Below are 3,129 nucleotides of genomic sequence, written 5' to 3'. Positions count from 1 at the left end.
CTATATAGTAGAACGTCCTCTAGAGAGAGACCAGCGATTCGCGATCACACGCGAATGTAGATCTTCTTCTTGTTTAATACGTAGACAAAGCCAATGGAGAGCAGCAACCCAAACAGGGCAAGTGCGGCCTGCATTCCAGGCGCCAATGCGTCTTTACCCAGAAGGAGATTTGCCCAACCATCGAAGTTCGTGAGGTTGTCGAAGAAGTAGATTGCGATGGAGTTCGAGCCAATCCACAAGAAGGGTGGAATCCACCACTGCCATTCTTTTACGTCAATCATCCAGATGAAGGCGCCCAACAGCATCAAGCTATAGCCACCGGCCACAAATACATACGAAGGCGTCCACAGGCGCTTGATGATGGGAATTTGGAGGCCCCACAGGTAACCGATGACGACCATCGCTACGCCCACCAGCAACAACCGTTGTGCTTGCTGGTCCTCGGAAAGGTCCGTCTCCCGCAGGAATATTGCCGTCAGCGCGCCCAATATGCACGACACAATGGCCGGGAACGTGGTCATGAGACTCTCGGGATCGGTGCCGTAGTAGGGCGGAATCATCTTGTCGATGTAGTGGATGATGTTGTTGCCGCGCTCGAATACGACTTGGGCTTCTCCCGGCGCGGGAATGAAGGTCAGCGCTGCCCAGTAGCAGGCCAGCATGGCAATTCCAGTTGCCAGGAGCCCTCGCCACTCGAACACACACAGCAGCAACCCCGTTGCCAAGTAACACAAGGCCATGCGCTGAAGTACGCCGCAAATGAGGTTTTCCTCGGCAATGCCCGCAAGTCCATCCCAGTACACGATGTCGATGGCATCGTACACCGCGCCAAGTATCAGCAGAAGCGCCGCACGTCGCGCAATCCGCTTGATGGCGGACGCTTTCCCGTGTTTCTCGATAATCTTGGTCAACGAGAAGACCGATGACATACCTACCATGAACACGAACAGCGGAAAGATGAGGTCGTAGAAATGAAACCCTTCCCAGCTCACGTGCTCCAATTGATCCGCGACGAACTTAATCGGTGCCGGCGCGTTCTCGCCGCCGGTGCTCTTCATAAGGGCTTGGCCAATGGCATCCGCGCCAATGATCCAGAACATGTCGAAACCACGAAGCACGTCAAGCGCTACGAGACGCGAACTCTGGGGGGGAGGTGCAACCGGTTTGGGTATGGTCACGCGATTGGCGAGAATCATATTCCCGCAATGCGGACACTTCCCGAACTGTCCCGCGAATTGAGACGGGATACGAAGATGTTTCCCGCAATCCGGACAGTCTTGCTCGATAAATGTGGTTCCGCCTACCCCCGTTTCACTGCTTTCTGGCGTCACTGCAAAATTCCTCCCATGAAGTATTCGATGATGAAGGATTCCAGCTGTTTCGGCAGGCGCGACTTCTTGCGCGGACAATGCCTACAGCTTGGTACATGGCCCCCGTGCGAGACCCAAACGGACAAATCCTAGTGGGAGAAAGCCTCAATTGCAAGACGTGCGGAGAAGCTATTCCTGTTCGCTAGAAGGCCCGCTTCGAGGGACCGATAGTCGTCCCACGGTTATGGTTGACTGGTTCGCGCAGGCGGTTTACTATTCGCTTGCATTCACCATATCGAGGGGGATTCAGGACTATGCTGGCGCGGGTGCAATCGTGCGCCGTCATTGGAATTGAGGGGTATCCGCTTGCCGTCGAGGTAGACAACAGCCTCGGGGGCACCTTGTTCGTTATGGTCGGCTTGCCCGATGCCGCCGTCAAGGAAAGCAAGGAACGCGTCGGTTCGGCCATCAAGAACTCCGGGTTCCGATACCCTCGCGGCGTCATCGTCGTTAACCTTGCGCCTGCCGACATCCGGAAAGAAGGCAGTGCGCTCGACCTGCCCATAGCGCTCGGCCTGCTTGCCGCGTCCGAGCAAATCTCCGGTGTCCGCTACAACGAATACGCGGCGGTAGGCGAACTCGCCCTCGACGGCTCTCTCCGACCCGTGGCCGGTGCGCTGTCCATGGCAATGGCCGTTCGCGATGCCAAACTCAAAGGCATCATCCTTCCCAAAGTGAATGCGGAAGAGGCTGGCGTCGTGCCCGGCGTCGACGTAATTCCCGCGTCCACCTTGGCCGAGGCCGTCGCGTTTATGACAGGCGCACTGGACCGTTCCCCGTATCGCACGGACCTGACAGCCACGTTGGCGCAGGCTCGCACCGAAGCTCCGGACCTCACCGACGTGAAGGGTCAAGCGCATGTGAAGCGCGCGTTGACCGTGGCCGCTGCCGGCGGACACAACCTGCTCATGATCGGTCCGCCGGGTACCGGCAAGACCATGCTGGCCTCGCGACTGCCCGGAATCCTGCCGAACATGACCTTTGAAGAGGCGCTCGAAACTACGCGGATCTACAGCGTCGCGAATGGCGCGAGCGGTAAACGGAACCTCATCGCGCAGCGCCCGTTTCGCGCGCCCCATCACACCGCGACGACCGTCTCCATCTGCGGCGGAGGTGGAGGCATGCAGCCGATGCCCGGCGAAGTCAGCATGGCGCACAACGGCGTGCTGTTCCTCGACGAACTGCCCGAGTTCAACCGTGGGGCGCTGGAAGTCCTGCGGCAACCCCTCGAAGAGGGACTCGTCCATATACGGCGCGCGCAATACTCCGTCACCTTCCCAAGCCGATTCATGCTTGTTGTCGCCATGAACCCATGCCCCTGCGGATATCGTACCGACCCGCGAAAGGAATGCCGCTGTACGACTGGGGAAGTCCAACGATACATGGCGCGTTTGTCAGGTCCCTTGCTCGACCGCATCGACATTCACGCCGATGTACCCGCGCTTAGCTTCGAAGAGTTGAGCGACAACCGCGCTTCCGGTCCGACCAGTGCCGACGTCGCGGCTACCGTTCAGACTGCACGCGACCTCCAGCGCCAACGCTACAACGGCTCCTGCGCCTGCAACGCCCACCTCGACTCGAAGACCCTCCGCAAACACTGCGTCCTCTCCTCAAGCGCCGAAAAACTGCTCGAGAACGCCCTCAACCGGCTCGGCCTCAGCGCCCGCGCCTACGACAAAGTCCTCCGTGTTGCGCGTACCCTCGCCGACCTCGAATTCTCCGACTCCATCGCCGACAACCACATCACCGAAGCCGTCCA

2 protein-coding genes are annotated in these 3,129 nt (G+C 58.9%); one reads left to right on the top strand and one right to left on the bottom strand.

Annotated elements, in window-relative coordinates:
- Positions 1–44 precede the first annotated feature (44 nt).
- Positions 45–1,178, bottom strand: coding sequence for a heparan-alpha-glucosaminide N-acetyltransferase domain-containing protein (locus tag K1Y02_26410; GenBank protein MBX7259915.1), 1,134 nt, complete (start codon positions 1,176–1,178; stop codon positions 45–47).
- A gap of 446 nt (positions 1,179–1,624) precedes the next feature.
- On the opposite strand from K1Y02_26410, the gene K1Y02_26405 reads away from it, so the two are divergent.
- Positions 1,625–3,129: YifB family Mg chelatase-like AAA ATPase (locus K1Y02_26405; protein MBX7259914.1), on the top strand; the 1,505-nt coding region annotated here is incomplete at its 3' end.

The sequence above is a fragment of the Candidatus Hydrogenedentota bacterium genome (assembly GCA_019695095.1).
Classification (GTDB): Bacteria; Hydrogenedentota; Hydrogenedentia; order Hydrogenedentales; family SLHB01; genus JAIBAQ01.
The sequence above is the reverse complement of the archived record's forward strand: the minus strand, read 5'-3'. Positions and strand labels throughout refer to the sequence as shown.